This window comes from Colwellia sp. E2M01 (genome assembly GCF_018860585.1).
Classification (GTDB): Bacteria; Pseudomonadota; Gammaproteobacteria; order Enterobacterales; family Alteromonadaceae; genus Colwellia.
On sequence record NZ_JAHKPR010000082.1, the window covers coordinates 69,701 to 86,515 of the forward strand.

The 16,815-nt window shown below is 36.0% G+C and carries 15 protein-coding genes; 7 read left to right on the plus strand and 8 right to left on the minus strand.

Features of this window, described 5'->3' with window-relative positions:
• Positions 1-28: 28 nt before the first annotated feature.
• A complete protein-coding gene (locus tag KO502_RS15845) occupies positions 29-856 on the plus strand; it encodes a VTT domain-containing protein (RefSeq protein ID WP_216023544.1) in 828 nt (275 codons plus the stop codon).
• A 94-nt stretch (positions 857-950) separates the two neighbouring features.
• Here KO502_RS15845 and KO502_RS15850 read toward each other — a convergent pair whose 3' ends face one another.
• Positions 951-1,424: an NYN domain-containing protein gene (locus KO502_RS15850; RefSeq protein ID WP_216023545.1), complete on the minus strand. Its 474-nt coding sequence runs from the start codon at positions 1,422-1,424 to the stop codon at positions 951-953.
• 149 nt (positions 1,425-1,573) lie between these two features.
• Between KO502_RS15850 and plsB the strand changes: the two genes are divergently transcribed.
• Positions 1,574-4,009 carry a glycerol-3-phosphate 1-O-acyltransferase PlsB gene (gene plsB, locus KO502_RS15855; protein ID WP_216023546.1) on the plus strand — a complete coding sequence of 812 codons (2,436 nt, stop codon included), beginning with the start codon at positions 1,574-1,576 and terminating at the stop codon, positions 4,007-4,009.
• Between the two features lie 127 nt (positions 4,010-4,136).
• Here plsB and KO502_RS15860 read toward each other — a convergent pair whose 3' ends face one another.
• The 3 genes from KO502_RS15860 to KO502_RS15870 form a co-directional block, all read right to left on the minus strand.
• Positions 4,137-5,417 (minus strand): TRAP transporter large permease subunit, encoded by a 1,281-nt coding sequence (locus KO502_RS15860; protein WP_216023547.1) that lies wholly within the window; start codon positions 5,415-5,417, stop codon positions 4,137-4,139.
• Positions 5,417-5,983, minus strand: a complete 567-nt coding sequence (locus KO502_RS15865) for a TRAP transporter small permease subunit (RefSeq protein WP_216023548.1) — start codon at positions 5,981-5,983, stop codon at positions 5,417-5,419. The genes KO502_RS15860 and KO502_RS15865 overlap by 1 nt, the downstream gene beginning before the upstream one ends.
• Positions 5,984-6,111: 128 nt before the next feature.
• Positions 6,112-7,197 carry a TRAP transporter substrate-binding protein gene (locus tag KO502_RS15870; RefSeq protein ID WP_216023549.1) on the minus strand — a complete coding sequence of 362 codons (1,086 nt, stop codon included), beginning with the start codon at positions 7,195-7,197 and terminating at the stop codon, positions 6,112-6,114.
• Positions 7,198-7,674: 477 nt separating this feature from the next.
• On the opposite strand from KO502_RS15870, the gene KO502_RS15875 reads away from it, so the two are divergent.
• Both KO502_RS15875 and KO502_RS15880 read left to right on the plus strand, forming a co-directional pair.
• A complete protein-coding gene (locus tag KO502_RS15875) occupies positions 7,675-8,811 on the plus strand; it encodes an FIST C-terminal domain-containing protein (protein ID WP_216023550.1) in 1,137 nt (378 codons plus the stop codon).
• Between the two features lie 13 nt (positions 8,812-8,824).
• Positions 8,825-10,636: a bifunctional diguanylate cyclase/phosphodiesterase gene (locus KO502_RS15880; protein WP_216023551.1), complete on the plus strand. Its 1,812-nt coding sequence runs from the start codon at positions 8,825-8,827 to the stop codon at positions 10,634-10,636.
• Between the two features lie 21 nt (positions 10,637-10,657).
• Here KO502_RS15880 and ubiA read toward each other — a convergent pair whose 3' ends face one another.
• Positions 10,658-11,521 (minus strand): 4-hydroxybenzoate octaprenyltransferase, encoded by an 864-nt coding sequence (gene ubiA, locus KO502_RS15885; RefSeq protein ID WP_216023552.1) that lies wholly within the window; start codon positions 11,519-11,521, stop codon positions 10,658-10,660.
• Positions 11,522-11,625: 104 nt separating this feature from the next.
• On the minus strand, positions 11,626-12,222 hold the full coding sequence (locus KO502_RS15890; RefSeq protein WP_216023553.1) for a chorismate lyase: 597 nt from the start codon (positions 12,220-12,222) through the stop codon (positions 11,626-11,628).
• Between the two features lie 382 nt (positions 12,223-12,604).
• Between KO502_RS15890 and KO502_RS15895 the strand changes: the two genes are divergently transcribed.
• Positions 12,605-12,994 (plus strand): flagellar basal body-associated protein FliL, encoded by a 390-nt coding sequence (locus KO502_RS15895; protein ID WP_216023554.1) that lies wholly within the window; start codon positions 12,605-12,607, stop codon positions 12,992-12,994.
• Between the two features lie 65 nt (positions 12,995-13,059).
• On the opposite strand, the gene glpG is transcribed toward KO502_RS15895, so the two are convergent.
• Both glpG and glpE read right to left on the minus strand, forming a co-directional pair.
• Positions 13,060-13,956 carry a rhomboid family intramembrane serine protease GlpG gene (glpG, locus tag KO502_RS15900; protein ID WP_216023555.1) on the minus strand — a complete coding sequence of 299 codons (897 nt, stop codon included), beginning with the start codon at positions 13,954-13,956 and terminating at the stop codon, positions 13,060-13,062.
• Between the two features lie 6 nt (positions 13,957-13,962).
• Entirely contained in the window at positions 13,963-14,289 is a 327-nt protein-coding gene (gene glpE / locus KO502_RS15905) for a thiosulfate sulfurtransferase GlpE (RefSeq protein WP_354668345.1), read from the minus strand.
• Positions 14,290-14,490: 201 nt separating this feature from the next.
• On the opposite strand from glpE, the gene waaA reads away from it, so the two are divergent.
• Both waaA and KO502_RS15915 read left to right on the plus strand, forming a co-directional pair.
• A complete protein-coding gene (waaA, locus tag KO502_RS15910; RefSeq protein ID WP_216023556.1) occupies positions 14,491-15,876 on the plus strand; it encodes a lipid IV(A) 3-deoxy-D-manno-octulosonic acid transferase in 1,386 nt (461 codons plus the stop codon).
• Positions 15,873-16,637, plus strand: a complete 765-nt coding sequence (locus tag KO502_RS15915) for a 3-deoxy-D-manno-octulosonic acid kinase (RefSeq protein WP_216023557.1) — start codon at positions 15,873-15,875, stop codon at positions 16,635-16,637. The genes waaA and KO502_RS15915 overlap by 4 nt, the downstream gene beginning before the upstream one ends.
• Positions 16,638-16,815: the final 178 nt, after the last annotated feature.

Consider the following 16,815-nt stretch of genomic DNA (forward strand, 5'->3'; position numbering starts at 1 on the left):
AAATATTATTAATTATACGCTCTATAATATGCTTACTAAATTAATTCAAATACTCGCTGATAAGCGCACTATTAAAATATTAGCCAGCCTGATCATGATACTCGTGCTTGTTATTGCTTTAACGCAGTGGTTATCACAGGCGCCAAATACTATTCAAAATATATCTTCTGAATTAGTCACTCATCCAGTAAGTACAGCTGAAATATCTGTTGAAGGCAAAGCTGAAACTAAAGGCTTACGTGCATGGACAATTAACCTTGTTGAGCAATTTAATTGGCAAGATAGCGCCGGTTTAACGGTACTCAATACCTTTCTTTTATTTGGCTTTTTATCGCTAGCAACTAGTGTCGGCTTACCAAGACAAATTGCTGCGCTAGTGGCTGGTATTAATTTAGGCGCTTTGGGTGGCGTAATTATCGCTACTTTGGCCGCCACATTAGGTTGCTTGATAACCTTTAGTGTTTCTCGTTATTTGTTAAGTGATAAAGTTGCTAAAAAATACCCTAGTAAGCTAGAAAAACTATCTGATTTTCTGGGTGAGCAAACCTTCTTAAAAGCCGTGGTGATTAGAATATTTCCGTTAGGCAGTAATTTTTTAACCAATATCATTGCTGGAGTCACAAAAATATCAATGCCTGTTTATGTAAGCGGCTCTTTTGTTGGCTTTATCCCACAAATGTTAATTTTTTCACTAGCTGGCAGTGGCTTACATTTAGGGGAGAAAAATGAGTTAATAGCAAGTGCGGTGCTATTTATTATCGCCTTTGCACTCTCCGCTTATATGTTTAAAAAACATAAAGAAAAAAGCGTTGTAGCTAAAAGGTTACAACACCAACAAGAAAGCAATAACCAATAAAGAACTTTTATTTAGCTGGAATGACCTCTTTATTAGCGACATAACGCTTACTATTACAAAGTCATAACAATAAAGTGCGCATCTCACATTTATTTTATAAAAGTAAGCTCTGTTCAATTTTATGATACACGTCTGTGGCTTCAATTAACGATTTTGCAGTTAAACCTTCGACGCTATAAACCTCTGTTTTAACGCCATATTTATCACGAACCTTGCTCAACAAACGGTCAAAGTCACCATCTCCAGATAACAGCACTACGGTATCTACGTCGGCTGCCGCTTCCATTACATCAATGGTAATACCCACATCCCAATCGCCCTTAGCAGAGCCGTCTTTACGTTGAATATAAGGCTTTAATTTCACCTCAAAGCCAATGTGTCTTAATGCTTTTTGAAACTTATGTTGTTGGTCATCACTACGCTGTATGGCATACGCATTAGCGACAGTAATATCGCCTTGTGCCATCAACTCTTGCCATAATAAACGGTAGTTGAATTGCTTAGCAAAAGCGTCTCTTGTGGTGTAATAAATATTTTGTACATCAACAAATACAGCAATTTTTTTCAAGCTTATCTCCAGTAAAAAAGGGAGTTTATCTCCGATCAAGTAAAAATGTTTTATCGACTAACAGCTTACTACAAACCAAGACAATATTATTTAATGATGCTAAAATCCACTTTATATAATCGTTCGTGAATAATCTTGAGCAATACAACATGTTAGCCTTACGTTCTTTTTTCTATTTTTTATTAAAACTACCACTTAAATTTCTTGTTCGCTGTAAAATTATCACTGACAGTCAAGCGATTACTGAAAAGCCAGACCAGCCAATTTTTTATATTGTATTACATAAATCAGCCTCTGATTTATTAACACTACAGCGTGCTTGTAAAAAACAAAACCTACCTGATCCACTCGGGCAAGTTACTCTTAATGGTACTAGCTTTGACCGTACTTTATGCTTAGCTAATCCAACGCCGCTGTTTTCATGTCGCAAAATTAAAAAAACAACCGCATCAACTCAAGGCTTAGCACTTTTAAAGCAACATACACTTGATGAAAACCTTGATGCTAAACTTATTCCCGCTAATTTAATTTGGGGTAAAGCGCCTACTAAAGAACGCCGAAACCTAAATATTGGTACTTTAATCGCCGATCAAGAATCACCAAGTTGGTTACGTAAATTCTTCATCGTATTGTTTTTAGGTCGTGATACGTTAGTACGTTTTAGTGAATCTATATCGTTACGCGATATTACCGACAACCACGGTAGTGATGAAGATGCTACGCGTAAATTCTTACGTGTTGCTCGTTTTCATTTTCATCGCCAGACTATTGCTGCTAAAGGCCCGAGATTAATGCATCGTAAACAGATGTTTACTGCACTACTTGCCAACCCATCTATCAAACGAATTATTAGCGATGAAGCTAAAAGTAAAAAAGTTTCAGAGGCGCAAATTAAAAAAGAAGCCCTAGCTATGATGAATGAAATCGCCGGTGACTATAACGTGTCTTGGGTGCGTTTTGGTGAGGTAATTTTACATTGGTTATGGGCAAGGTTATACAGCGCAATTAATGTGAGTAACGCTAAGGTGTTACGTAAACTTGCACAAGATGGCCACGAGATAATTTATGTTCCTTGTCATCGTAGCCACATGGATTATTTATTACTGTCTTATGTGATTATTCAAGAAGGTTTAGTAATGCCACGTATTGCTGCAGGTATTAACTTAAATTTTTGGCCAGCAGGTACGGTATTTAGAAAAGCAGGTGCTTTCTTTATTCGTCGTAGCTTTGGTGGTAATCGCTTATATTCGACAATTTTCCGTGAATATTTAGGCTTACTTTTTGAACGTGGTTACAGTGTTAAGTACTACACAGAAGGTGGACGTAGCCGTACAGGTAGATTATTAACACCAAAAACTGGCATGCTTGCTATGAGTATACAAAGTTTATTACGCGGTATCGACAGACCATTAACGCTAGTACCAGTCTACTTAGGTTACGAACACGTAATGGAAGTAGGCACTTACCACAAAGAATTAAGTGGCAGCGAGAAAAAAGGCGAGTCTATCTTTGGCGTACTTAAGGCGATTAAAAACTTACGTAACTACGGTAACGGTTATGTAAATTTTGGTGAGCCAATGAATATTAACGAATTTCTTAATGAGAAAGTACCTAATTGGAAAGACGCTATTGATCCAATAGATCCACAAAAGCCAACGTGGTTAACACCTACCGTTAACGAACTTGCTGAAAACGTAATGGAAAATATCAACAAAAGCGCTGCTTTAAACGGTGTTGCATTAATAGCTTTGATATTACAAACCTCTAAAAATAAGGCTTTGTCTAAAGTTGAGTTAGAAACACAGCTCGATTTTTTCTTAAACGTACAACGCCAAGCACCTTTCAGTAAACAGTTAACAGTACCTAAAGAATCAGCTGCAGAGTTAATTGAACATGTTATTTCTCTTAATAAAGTTACTATCACAGAAGATAGTTTTGGCAGTATCATTTCGCTGTCTGAGAAAGCTAATTTAGAAATGCGTTATTACCGTAATAACATTTTACACAGCTATGTGGTACCAGCCTTAACCTGTCGACTACTCGATAAACACAGTAAAATAAATCAAGACGATTTAATTGCTAAGGTACAAGTATTAGCTTCATTATTGAAAGAAGATTTATACCTTTACCAAGATAAAAAACAAATAGAACAACAAACATTACAAATACTTAACGTATTTGAAGAAATGGATATTGCCAAACAAAGTAAAGCCGGTTTCTGGTCACTTACTGACGATATACAGCAATTAAGTCAGGTTCACGCGATGGCAGACTGTGTTGATGAAAGCTTACAACGCTTAGCTATTATTACTTCTCTAATAAGTCGTTTAGGCCCGTTAAGTAAACGTGATTTAGAAACGAAAGTAGTGGCTATTGCACAGCGATTGTCAGTATTAAACAGCATTAATGCCCCAGAGTTTATTGATAAACGCGCCCAATCTACCTTGATATCAACTATTCGTGAGCAAGGCTATATTGAGGTTAATGAAGATGGTTTATTAGTAACGAGTGACAGCATGGCTGAAATGAAAGCAACCGTAGTTAACCTAGTCGATATTGAAGTATTACAAAGTATTGCTCGCTAGTATTTAAGCTACTCTGCAATTGTCACAGAATCATTAAAAATAATATAAAAAACACCACTGACAACTTAGCCAATGGTGTTTTTTTATGTCTGTTATTTAGCCCAACTTGTCATACTAGTTTCATTGATTAGGCGATAATCAACAGCTCTGGGAAACTCAGCACTAATAACAACACAATGACTTGTATGATCACAAAAGGTATAACACCTTTATAAATAGTGCTTGTTTTCATCCATTTAGGCGCAACACCTTTTAAATAAAATAAGCTAAACCCAAAAGGTGGTGTTAAAAATGAGGTTTGTAGATTCATTGATATTAAAATGGCGAACCACACTAAGTTAATATCTAAAGCGACAGCGACAGGTAATAAAATAGGCACCACTAAAAAAGCTATTTCAATAAAGTCGATAAAAAAGCCTAAAATTAAAATAGCTAGCATGGCAATGATGATAAACATCCATTTACCATCAGACAATTCCATAAAAAAGTCTTCAAGAATATATTCACTACCTGAATAACTAAACACCATCGCAAATGCGGTAGCGCCAATAAGTACAGCAAATACCATCGAGGTGACTTTAACGGTTTCTTTCGATATATCGTGTAATTTATTAAAAGAAAAGGTGCCGTAAAAACACGATAATATTATTGCCCCAACAGCACCAATTGCTGACGATTCAGTTGGCGTGGCGATACCTGCAAAAATAGAGCCTAATACCACTAAAATAAGTAGCATAGGTGGCAGAATATCTTTTAATGCTTGTAGCAATAATTCACGTTTATTTTCTGTTACCTCAATAGGCGGCATAAGATCAGGTTTTATTTGACCTAATATCAAAATATATAAAGTATACAAAACAACTAATAACATACCGGGAATAACTGCAGCTTGAAATAAATCACCAACTGGCACGCCCATCACATCACCCAAAATAATAAGAATAATAGACGGCGGTATGATTTGCCCTAAAGTACCTGATGCACAAATAACGCCAGCAGCAGTTGGTTGATGATAGTTATTTTTTAACATTACCGGTAAAGATATGATGCCCATTGCTACCACACTTGCGCCAACCACACCGGTTGAAGCCGCTAACAAAGTACCAACAATAATCGTTGATATGGCAACACCGCCTGAAATGCCGCCAAAAAGCTTAGCTGAAGACTCTAATAAACGCTCTGCTAAACCTGTTTTTTGTAAAACAATCCCCATGAAGATAAACATAGGTACAGCCATCAATATGGTGTTTTGCATAATAGCCATAATGCGATACGGCATAAACGCAAAAAGATCTAAACCTAGTACAGCCACACCAACAATCAGTGACACACCTGCAAAAGTAAAAGCGACAGAGTAACCTAAGAATAAACAAAGTAGCGCAACCGCAAATAAGACCAACCCCGTCATTATAATGCTCCTTGGTTGCTGTTATTACTGTTGTCATCATCAACACTAGTATCCGTGCTATGCGCTACAATTTTGCCTCTTAGGGTTTGAATACTAGTTAATATCACGTGCAAAATTGCCAAGATTAAAAACAATGACGACAAAGGAATAACACTGCGGACAATCCATCGGTGTGGTAAACCACCGGGATCACCACTGCCCTCACCCATTTCATAAGCTTCAAAGGCATAATTGTAACCGTAATACATAATTAATAAGGTAATGGGTAAAGCTAGGACAATTGAGCCAAAAATATTAATGATGGCTTTCTTTTTTGCAGACATAACATCATAAAATATATCAACACGTACATGCGCGTCTTCTTTTAAAGTATAAGCAATGCCAAACATAAACATAGCAGCAAATAGATGCCATTCTAATTCCTGCATACCTATGCTGACGTCATTAAAGAAATAACGCATGATCACATCATAAAAAACATTAGCGATCATAAGCAGCATTAACAAACTGCAAATATTTCCTAAAACATCAATAATTTTACTGATAACTTTTAAACTAGTATTCATCTATGGGCTCTTTATGGCTCTTATATTTTATGGTTATTTCTGGTTTTTAAACTACTTAAATTCAAGCTATAAAAACAAGAAAGCGCAGCTAAAAAGCCGCGCTTACTACTTTACAGCAAATAAATAAATTACTCATCAAAGTTGTCTAAATAAGCTCTTTCAGACAAATCTGTCCATGTTCTAATTTGACTTTTATAATCTTTTAACGATTGTAAAATTTCTGCTGTCATTGGATCTTTATTAGCAAACTCTGTCAGTAATTCATCATTCGTTTTTTTAATAACATTCATCACACTTTTAGGGAATGAACGAATTTTTATATCTGGATATTCTTTTTTCAGCGACGCTAAGTTTTCAGCACTTACATGCATTGACTGCGCGTACATATCGTATGCTGCAGCTTTCATTGCTACTGTTAAAATAACTTGTAAATCTTTTGGTAAACTATCGTAAGCTTTTTGATTTACCATAAACTGCAGTTCAGCACCTGGCTCATGCCAACCAGTGTAGTAATAAGGCGCTATTTTATGAAAGCCCATACGTAAATCTAAAGAAGGGCCAACCCACTCTACAGCGTCAATAGTATTACGCTCTAACGCAGTATATAGCTCGCCCGATGGGATATTTGTTGGTTTTGCACCAAGTTTTGCTAGAACTTCACCAGCAAATCCTGGAATACGAATTTTAAGGCCTTGGAGATCTTCAACGCTATTGATTTCTTTTTTGAACCAACCCGCCATCTGATTACCAGTATTACCTCCAGGAAATGACATAATGCCGTATTGATCATACACTTTTTTCATCAACTCCATACCGCCACCATAGTAAAACCATGCGTGACGTTCAGAGGCGATCATGCCAAATGGAATCGTTGTAAAAAATTGGGTATTAAAGTCCTTACCTTTCCAGTAATAAGACGCGGAATGCCCCATTTGATATTGACCGCTTTTAACAAAGTCGAAAATACCAAGTGCTGATTTATGTTTATTTGCCGAGTCAATACGAATAGTAAAACGGCCATTTGACATCTCTTTGACCATTTTTGCCATATTTTTTGAAGCTTCACCAAAAATAGGAAAATTAGGCCCCCAGGTTTCAGCTAAACGCCAACGATATTTTTTACCATCATTTGCATAAGCTGAGCCACTAAAACCTAATGAGGTTAAGAGAAGCGATACAAGCAGCATCATTTTTACTAAAAGAGTTTTGTTCATCTGTTATTCCCTTTAAACTTTCATAATTATCATAAATATCTATCTTAAATCTAGATATATACCCGTTACCATTGAAGATGCATGTTTCAGAGCGCTTGAGCGATTTACATCTCAAGTTGCAGTGAGGAGGCGCTGTGATGAAGGAATGGTTATTCAGGAGAATTGCTCCTACATTCTCATTATAAGCTACACCCATGTAGCGTCCTGCTAAGTCACAATGAAGAAGTAATATTGCTCAAACGCTTCTTCGATAGTTGAACTAAAATTGAAACTAAATTTAATAGATAAGTTGTATCGCGATTTAATGCGTGTTTACAAGTAGACATTTTGACAAATTACTACTTTAATTAATAATCGCTAATAAACAAGCGCTTAACTATTGTGGCAATAATTAGCACTAGTTTTATATAAATAACTTAGGCATTATGCAAGATAGCTTAAATAAATCAATAATAAAAAACCAATGGATACAATAAGATGGAAGGAAGTCTGTTCTTTTGGCATACAAACAGCGATAGCCTCGCTGATTTCAAAATAGGCCTAAACCTTGCCCAAGCTAGTGATGCAACAAGTTTAATGGTATTAGCTTGTAATCAAAACGACTATCCAACTCAAGACCTTAATATATTATTAAAAACCTGTTTACTGCCTATTTTTGGGGGAATTTACCCCATGATTTCCCACCAAGATACCTTAATGAAGCAAGGCGCTTTAATTATTGGCTTTCAAGAAACCTATAATATCTCTACGTTTTCTAACTTACATCAACTCAAAGACGAAGATGCTTTAGAAAACTATATTAATTCACAACTAGAAGAAAAACTTAACTTTCATAGCGATAATTTTCTGATGTTTTTTGATGGCTTGATGAATAATGTTGAAGACTTTATTGATTGTCTTTTTGAATGCCTAGATCACGGTATTACTATTGCTGGAGGAGGTGCTGGGCATGTCGACTTTGTTCAACGCCCGTGCATTTTTACTAATCAAGGCTTACGTAGCAATGTTGTATTATTAGTGACTTTACCTAGCAAGTTAACCACTTCTGTGGCGCACGGTTGGAAGATATTTCAAGGGCCTTTTTTAGCTTCTGAAGTAGAAGAGCAAACCGTACTTAGTTTAAATTACGAACCTGCCTTTGACTTATATTCCCAAGCTATAGAAAGCACAAGCAATTATAAATTTACTGAAGGTAACTTTTTCGATATTGCCAAGCGTTACCCTTTAGGTATTGAAGACATTAACAGTAACCTAATAATACGAGAGATCATTGTCTCTCAATATGGTTATTTACAATGTGCCGGAAAAATTCCTATTAACTCAATGATCTATTTACTTGAGGGCGATATTGATAGTTTAATTGAAACTACAGAGCAAACCGCCATCGATTTATTTTCTAAAACAACCGCTGAATCTGCGCAAATATCGATGATCTTTGATTGTATTGGCAGGGTGTTATATATGGAAGATGATTTTGCTCGAGAGTTACATGTCATTAATAAACATAGAACATCATCCGCATTATTTGGTGTATTGTCTATAGGTGAAATAGCCAATAGCAAAAGTGGGGCTATTCGCTTACTTAATAAAACAACCGTTATTAGTACTTGGTAAAATTTGAGGCATTATGAATAAAGCGCTTTTTATTATTTCACTACAACATGAGCTAGCAATGGCTATTGGTAACAAGCTTGATTTAAAAGCTATGTTGAAAGTATTTTTAAAAGTTTGTTTTAATCGACTCAATTTAACTAGTACACACATTTATATTCATTGTGATGAGAATAATATCCCAACCAAATTAACTCCGCTTGAAACCAACAATTACCAACATCTACTCAGTATTCCGAAAAAAAAACAAGGTAAATCATGGGTAGAAAATAGTGCTTTATCTCACTTTACAGCACAACTGATTAATGCTCAGGAAAATATATCTAAGCAATGTGAAAATGGACGCTACTTCTTCGGTTTTATTATTCCTGATCATGGCTTACTTATTTTTGAAACTCATTACGCTATTGATATTGAAGTACAAAAAGCGCTGTTACCTATTTTACAAAAACTATCAACCAGTTGTTATACCTCGCTAGTTCACGACTCACTTGTAAAAGAAGTTTACTCAAGACAGTTAGTAGAAGAGAAAGTGGCATTTCAAGCTCAGCATGATGGTTTAACTGGTTTGGTTAACCGACAACATTTAAACGTATTACTTGCCGAAGCAATAGAAGAGGCACATTTTAATAAAAAATTTGGTTGTGTTGTCTTTATAGATCTTAACCGGTTTAAGCCTATTAATGATTCCATGGGGCATACCGTTGGTGATCAAATACTGCTTATTCTAGCAAACCGCTTACAATCATTAAGCGGTGAGAATATTGATGTCGCTCGTTTTGGTGGCGATGAGTTTGTGCTACTCATTAGAAATTTAAATCACAATTACCAAGAGGTTGTGACAGAAATAATCAGTGATATCAATCAGCTACTTGCTATTCCTTTTGTTATCAAAGCTAACTCATATAAGTTAAGTTGCAGCATTGGTTATGTCTTTTTCCCATTACAAAGTAGTACGGTAAATAATATTATTAAATTCGCTGACATCGCGATGTATGAAGCAAAGCGCAATAAAAGTCGATTAGGTAAGCAATATCACTCCTCGATGTCAGACAAAATAAAAAAACGCTTAGCTTATGTTGAAGATATGAAGCAAGGGTTAAAAAATGGCGATTTCAAATTATTTTATCAACCGCAATACAACCATAGCGGCGATATTATTGGCGCTGAAGCATTATTACGTTGGCAACATCCTATTCATGGTATTGAATCACCTGCTGTGTACATTCCTATTGCCGAAGAAAGTGACTTAATTCTTAATATTGGTCAATGGGTATTAGAGCAAGCATGTGCTGATATTCATAAAATAGAACAATTATCTCTACCTAACACTTTTAAGAATATATCAATTAACGTCAGTGCCAAACAATTAATTCAGCATGATTTTCAAGATAAAGTAATGCAAGCAATCAAAGCCAATAATATTTTGGCGGAGCACTTAGGTTTAGAGTTAACCGAAAATTTACTTGTTGAAAATATTGAAGACTCTATAAAGCTCATTGCTTCATTTAAAGCCAATGCTATTACTTCTAGTATTGATGATTTTGGTACAGGTTATTCTTCATTAACTTATTTAAAACGCATTCCTGCAAGAGTATTAAAAATAGACCGTTCTTTTGTTGCAAATATTGAACAGAGTAATGAAAGTGTCGCCATTGCGAGTATGATCATTAGCTTAGGTAAAACATTACACATGAACGTACTGGCAGAAGGTGTAGAAACAATAGATGAATTTAATTGCCTAAAAATGCTTGGTTGCTATCAATACCAAGGTTATTATTTTAACAGACCCTTACCTTTTGAAGAGTTTATTCAGTTGTTCAACTAAATTTATAGTAGGGTCTGTTATTTATAAATACTCAACAACGATACCAACAAACACGGCCAAACCAACCCAGTGATTGTGTAAAAAAGCTTTAAAACACGCTTCTCTTTCTCTATTAGCAATCAACAATTGTTGATAACTAAATAAGCCCGCCACGACAATAAGTGATAATTGAAACGGCCAGCCAAAAGCGAGAATATCACCTACTGTCCATAACAAAGCTAAGGTCATTAATTGTAAAATACCAATAATACGTTTGTCGTTTTCAGCAAATAAAATAGCGGTTGATTTAACGCCAACTTTTACATCGTCATTTCTATCCACCATGGCATACATAGTATCGTAAGCCACAGTCCAGCACATATTTGCCGCAAATAATATCCATGCAATTGTCGGTATTTCGCCCTGAACCTCTGCAAAGGCCATGATCATCCCCCAACTAAAAGCAGCACCTAAAAACATTTGCGGTAAATGAGTATACCGCTTCATAAACGGGTAAAGCGCCGCAAGAAACACTGCAACGACAGACAGGTAGATAGTAAACAAACTCAGTGTTAATACTAACCCTAGCGCCATGCCAATTAACAAACCAAATAAGTTAATTGCTTCGGTACTGGTCATCATGCCATTAACTAACGGCCTATTTTTAGTGCGTTCAATGCTGCCATCAATTTTTCTATCTGCGTAATCATTTATCACGCAACCTGCACTACGCATAATAAATACACCCAAGCTAAACACTAATAACATATGCAGACTAGGCCAACCATCACTGGCAATCCATATTGCCCAATAGGTTGGCCACAATAATAAATAAGTACCGATAGGCTTATCCATACGTGTAATTAACTTTATTGCTAGCCACTTTTGTTTCAATTTATTCAGCATTATTTTTCTATTCTCTTATTCATTTTTTTCTAATTCGGGTATTGATATTAAACCGAGTACTGATATTAAACCGAGTACTACCAAACATATCTTGATTGAGTCTTCTATTGATAAGCAAAAGCGTTCGGAAGAAATACTTCAGCAACCATTAAAGGTTTATTCTCTAATATAAAAATAGAACGACGGCCCCAAAGTTTACGTTCGCTATCAACTGTGTTGTATGTAACGTTACCTTGCTCAAGTAATGCATTAGCCAACATAGCAATACTAGAGCCTACAGTAAAAGCAGATACCTCTAGGCCTTGGCGTTGTAGTGACGGGTTATTAAATAACACCTGCCCTAAAGGTTGCGCACCCAAATGACCAAGCACCACTTCTTTGCCGGTTAAACTTGTTAAAGGTAATACGCTACGAGCAAATACTTGCGGTACATTATCGCAATATAATAGTACTTCACGTACTAATACGGGCTCACCAACATTAATCAATGCACACGCATCTTCTGTAGAGCAAAGCTGCTGTGCTTCACCAATTACTTTTACATGAAAATTCGAGCTATGGCTTTTAAGGCGAGCGGTAAGGGAGCTTTCGTCAAGTAACCAGTCTTTTAACATAGCTGAACATTGCGATAAATTGGTGTGGTTAGGAACCTGCCATTGTCCTGATAAGGTCACTGGAAAAGTAATGATTTCTTGATTCATATATTTATTGTGCAAAGGCTCATAAGGTAATAAAACGTAAACGGTAACTTATATTTTTGATCTTAAAACCGCGGTATTAATACTTCCAATATAATAACAGACAACAATCGTAAACTCATTTAATACCATTCTCTATATACTCGTTACCATTCAAAATACTCGATTTCAGTGGGAATTTAAATATACATCGTGAATGGTAACGGGTATAGAATGCTCAGATTAAGTGACAATTAATTATAAATTCTACGGATCTTCTCTACTACCGCGTAATAAAACACATAAACTTATCCGAATTAGTATAATTTACAAAATAAGCAGGAAAAAAATAAAAATAGAGGTATGATAAAGGTAAGTTCATTCATTTCCTATCGACTGTTATTTTATGTATAAATATTTAATTCCTTTTTCTTTCCTCTTCATATTAAGCACAAGCACTATACAGGTTAATGCCGCTAGTTATGCTTATTACGGCTTTCAGCCAGACATAGTTACTAATTATGTTGCTTCAAAAAAGAAAATCGGCTTTGTTCGTATAACAGTTGAGTTAATGGTGGAAGGTGATAATTTAACGATTGTGGAGCACCATGCGCCTTTATTACGCGATGCTATTATCGACATTATTGGCCAACAAGAAGAAGCAAAAGTGAAATCGATAAAAGGTCGTTCTGAAATACAATTGGAATGCGAAGAACAAGTGAAAGCACTATTAGTGCAAGAAACTGGCGAGCCGCTGGTTAAAAAATTACTTTTCACACAGTGGCTAGATAATTAATCAAGCAGATTTAAAATATAAACGGAACACTTAACACGACTTCAATTTATGTGTTCCGTTGACCATTAAACTTCTCGCTTACCGCCCACGCCCAATACTTTTACCGTATATAACGCTAAAAAACATCCTGATAACAAACCAAGTAAATGTGCAGTATTTGCTACATTTACAGGTAATAAATCAACAAAGCCAAGCACTAACCAAAACAGTAAAAAACCAACTAATGGTTTTGATAATGATAAGCCTCGTTCTGGCGCTAAATAACCAAACCACCAAATAAATCCGACTAAAGCATAAACAACGCCAGATAAACCCGCAAAATTTGGTCCTGAAACAATATATTGCCCCACATTAGATACAATAGCAGAGATAAGAAACAAGTTAATTAAGGTCATTTTACCTAAGGTTTTTTCTATACTGCCACCTAGTTGCCACCACCACATGGTATTGAAGACAATATGTAACCAAGAAAAATGAAATAACGCTGGGCCAATTAAACGTAATGGATCATGTAAAAAGGCATCAATTGAAAATTGCGGATAAAACTGCAACCTAGTAAATAATGTTTGCGCCCAACCAAGCTCACTACCTAAAAAAACCACCCAGCATGCAATAAAAACAAGCAAGGTAACTATACCTGCATGCTCTAAAAAACTAGCCTTAAAGCTTTTTAATAAGGTGAAGTCATTGGAGCTAAGGCTAATGGTTTCACCACTATCCCAAGCCGCTTGTTGATATTTTTCCGCATGAGGATGCAAAATAAAAGCATCAAATTCTGCTTTACTTTGTTCTAACTTGTCTGCAGGACAAAATATAACATGGCCATCTTCTTGACTTGATTGTAACTGCGCCTGAATACCTAATGTTTGTAAATAATGACTAAACAATAAGGCGATATTACGGTCTTTAAGTTGCACTAAAGGCTGTAAAGCATCCGTATGTTCAACAGACTCATTTGTCATAAGGAGTTATCGCTCAATATCATTAGGAAATTGTGTTTGCCACTGAGTAAAACCACCATCAAGTGAATAAACTTCAGTAAAGTCTTGGCTAACCAAAAACTCAGCTGCTTGTTGGCTTGAAATGCCGTGATAACAACAAACAACAACAGGCGCATCAAGGTCTGCATCACGTAAAAAATCAGGTAATGATTCATTGGTCAAATGAAGTGCACCAGCAATTCTGCCTCCTGCAAATGAGTTAGCGTCTCTAATATCTACTACAACATGTGATTTATTTGCTAAAACGCCTTGTAAATCACTTACTGACATATGCTTAAAACTATTATCTGACACTGTGTATTCCTCATTAATTAGTCGTTATTACAACCACTACTCTGGTGTTAGTCTGCTATGTTAACGCATTTTACATTCATTAAAAATACGCTAATAGGTAAAATGCGTATCAATATGTTAAAGGCGATTTTTTATCACGCACATTGATAAAGCCTTTGTTATAATCTCTTGAGCAATTAATGATAGAGTATATTCACTAATATGATTTCCTTACTAATTTACCGCATTCTCCTGTTATTATTATTGCCGGTAGCACTCATTTTTTTAGTGGTTCGCTCTAAAAAAAATACCGCTTATCGTCAACGATTATTAGAACGATTAGGCTTTTTTCCCACACAACCACAAGCTATACAACAAGGCGGTATTGTTGTACACGCAGCAAGTGTTGGTGAAGTAATTGCTCTTAAAAGTTTTATAGAAAAGTTATTACTCACTTACCCTGATTTACCGGTCACAGTTACCTCATTTACGCCAACAGGCTCTGCACAAATAACTAAGTTATTTGGCTCTCGAGTGCAGCACGGTTATTTACCACTTGATATACTACCTTGCACCGCATTATTTATTCATCGCTTGAAGCCTAAAATGATGATTTTTATGGAAACTGAGTTATGGCCAAGTCTTATAGCCCAATGCCATCGTCAGAATATAAAGTTATTATTAATTAATGGTCGTTTATCGAAAAAGTCGCTTACCAGTTATGCCAAAGTTTCCCCGTTAATTACTCCTTGTTTAAATCGCTTTGATAGAATTCTTTGTCAAAGCGAAGAAAATTTAACTCACTTTATACAACTTGGTGCGAGTACAGAACGTTGTGAAAATAGTGGTAACTTAAAATTTGATATCAGTATTAATCAGCAAATGATGTCCAAAAAAGCTGAGCTGAGTGAGTTACTATTACAGTCAACAACACTCGCGCAAAATGAAAATAAACCTAGCAGGACGCTTTGGTTAGTTGCTAGCACCCATCAAGGCGATGAAGAAATTATATTAAGCGCCTTCAAAGAATTATTAACTCAATTCCCACAATTATTATTGGTATTAGTACCTCGCCACCCTGAACGTTTTGATCACGTTGCCAAGCTTTGCCTTTCGCAAGGCTTTACCTTGGCAAGGCGCAGCGAAAAAACTGCCGTTACTAGCGAACAAGTGTGGTTGCTTGATAGCCTTGGCGAGCTAATGGCAGCTTTTGATTTAAGTGATATTGTAACTATGGGAGGTAGCTTTAGCGAAGTTGGAGGTCATAACCCATTAGAGCCTGCTTTATTTACTAAGCCTATTATAGTGGGTCATAACATGAGTAACTTTAATGAAATAATGCAGCAACTTAGACAAGAGAATGCCGTTATTGAATTAGCCGAAGATGAAGCAAGTACTCAACTGATTGACAAAGTAAGTACTTTATTACGGCAGCCCGCACAGCAACAACAACTTGGTGAGAATGCATTAAAAGTGGTATTAGCCAACCAAGGAGCCAGTGAAAAGAGCTTAACTGCGGTAAAAAAGCTTTTATCACCTATTGTTAACACTATTGACAAGGTTACTGATACAGTAACGACAATGAAGTCTTCTGGAGATAACTCGTGACTGAATCGGTAACTAACGCAAAATTTACTCGGCTTGTACAAGGTAAGACAACTTGCTTTTTCAATGAAACATTAATTGATAATTTTGCTGCCGAGATGCTAAGCCCTAGTTATTGGCAACAAAAAAGTGCTATAACAGGCTCTGCACAAGGCCGTGGAACTACATGGTTTTTAGCCTATACCGATAGTAATAATATTAAACACGATTGGGTATTACGTCATTATTATCGTGGTGGTTTAATTGGTAAATTAATTAATGACTCTTATTGGTTTGATACCATAAACAAAACACGCGCTGCCCAAGAGTTTGCCCTGTTACGTCATATGCAAACATTAAAATTACCAGCGCCTGCACCTATTGCCTACCGTGTTATTCAAAATGGCTTAACCTACAAAGCGGATTTACTTACTAGCCGTATTAACAATGCACAAGATTTGGTAGCGATATTAACTAAACAGTCGTTAAGTGATGAGGTTTGGCATCGTATTGGCGCTACCATTAAGCATTTTCATCATCACGGTATTTATCATCATGACTTGAATAGCCATAATATTTTGCTTGATGATAAAGAACAGGTGTTTTTGATCGACTTTGATCGAGGTGAATTACGCACTAACCCTGTACATACTGAATGGCACAGAGATAATATGGCACGTTTACAACGTTCATTTTTAAAAGAAAGAAAGCAACTTGCACAGTTTCATTATACTGATAAGAACTGGCATACCTTGCTCAATAGCTACTTCAATACGAAACCTTAAAGCTAAGCCGTAACATTAAGCTTTAATACGAAACCTTAAAACTAAGCCTTAAAACGAAGAACATACCTAATACCAATTTGATTAAGTTCTTTCCCACTCAGCGAGAATTAAAAGGCTTAGAGGCAAGGCATTGATTGAAGAGAATGGTTGTTCAGGAGAATAAGCTCCTGCATTCTCT

What these genes read in the sequence shown, in the direction of transcription:
- KO502_RS15865 (WP_216023548.1), bottom strand. Translation starts at nt 5,983, where the DNA reads ATGAATACTAGTTTAAAAGTTATCAGTAAAATTATTGATGTTTTAGGA.
- KO502_RS15880 (WP_216023551.1), top strand. Translation starts at nt 8,825, where the DNA reads ATGAATAAAGCGCTTTTTATTATTTCACTACAACATGAGCTAGCAATG.
- KO502_RS15870 (WP_216023549.1), bottom strand. Translation starts at nt 7,197, where the DNA reads ATGAACAAAACTCTTTTAGTAAAAATGATGCTGCTTGTATCGCTTCTC.
- waaA (WP_216023556.1), top strand. Translation starts at nt 14,491, where the DNA reads ATGATTTCCTTACTAATTTACCGCATTCTCCTGTTATTATTATTGCCG.
- KO502_RS15860 (WP_216023547.1), bottom strand. Translation starts at nt 5,417, where the DNA reads ATGACGGGGTTGGTCTTATTTGCGGTTGCGCTACTTTGTTTATTCTTA.
- glpG (WP_216023555.1), bottom strand. Translation starts at nt 13,956, where the DNA reads ATGACAAATGAGTCTGTTGAACATACGGATGCTTTACAGCCTTTAGTG.
- plsB (WP_216023546.1), top strand. Translation starts at nt 1,574, where the DNA reads ATGTTAGCCTTACGTTCTTTTTTCTATTTTTTATTAAAACTACCACTT.
- KO502_RS15895 (WP_216023554.1), top strand. Translation starts at nt 12,605, where the DNA reads ATGTATAAATATTTAATTCCTTTTTCTTTCCTCTTCATATTAAGCACA.
- KO502_RS15890 (WP_216023553.1), bottom strand. Translation starts at nt 12,222, where the DNA reads ATGAATCAAGAAATCATTACTTTTCCAGTGACCTTATCAGGACAATGG.
- ubiA (WP_216023552.1), bottom strand. Translation starts at nt 11,521, where the DNA reads ATGCTGAATAAATTGAAACAAAAGTGGCTAGCAATAAAGTTAATTACA.
- KO502_RS15875 (WP_216023550.1), top strand. Translation starts at nt 7,675, where the DNA reads ATGGAAGGAAGTCTGTTCTTTTGGCATACAAACAGCGATAGCCTCGCT.
- KO502_RS15845 (WP_216023544.1), top strand. Translation starts at nt 29, where the DNA reads ATGCTTACTAAATTAATTCAAATACTCGCTGATAAGCGCACTATTAAA.